Source organism: Streptomyces alkaliphilus, assembly GCF_014141535.1.
In the GTDB taxonomy this organism is placed as follows: domain Bacteria; phylum Actinomycetota; class Actinomycetes; order Streptomycetales; family Streptomycetaceae; genus Streptomyces; species Streptomyces alkaliphilus.
In genome coordinates this window covers 1-468 of the sequence record NZ_VKHT01001721.1, presented here as the reverse complement: position 1 = coordinate 468, position 468 = coordinate 1, and the positions used below count along the sequence as shown (strand labels likewise).

The window sequence follows — 468 nt, the reverse complement described above, 5'->3', positions numbered from 1 at the left end:
CTCCTGCCCCGTCCCGGGCACCCCATGCCACCCCTGTGTCACACATTTCCCCGGCGTCACCGGCGCCCCCCACCGGTGGGTACCAGGGCGTCAGCGGGACCACCTCCTCGTGGTCGGCCTCTCCACCCACCGGGCCTTCGTACGCCCCTGGGGGAACCTCGGCCCCCACCTCCTCGTACGGGACGTATCCGACGACGGGCTCCGCGGGGAGCTCCCCGTCCGGTTCCCCGGCCACGTACTCCTCCGGGTCGTACTCATCCGGGTCGTCCTCATCCGGGTCGTACTCATCCGGGTCGTACTCATCGACCTCCCACTCGTCCGGTTCGTATTCCACGGGCTCGTACTCCTCGGCGATCGGGACCCCCTTCCCGGACACTCCGATATACGACAGCCTGGTGGCCGAACGGGGCACCCCACAGATCGCCCCGATCCGCGTGCCCTCCGCGTGGGAGCCCTCCGTGCCGGCGA

2 protein-coding genes are annotated in these 468 nt (G+C 70.5%); one reads left to right on the top strand and one right to left on the bottom strand.

The features are described 5' to 3' along the window. A partial coding sequence (locus tag FNQ90_RS26475) for a hypothetical protein (RefSeq protein WP_228471630.1) occupies positions 1–376 on the bottom strand: 376 nt, incomplete at its 3' end. Here FNQ90_RS26475 and FNQ90_RS28595 point away from each other — a divergent pair. Further along, positions 354–468, top strand: a 115-nt coding sequence (locus tag FNQ90_RS28595) for a DUF6643 family protein (protein ID WP_323380203.1), incomplete at its 3' end; no start/stop codon positions are given. The genes FNQ90_RS26475 and FNQ90_RS28595 overlap by 23 nt on opposite strands.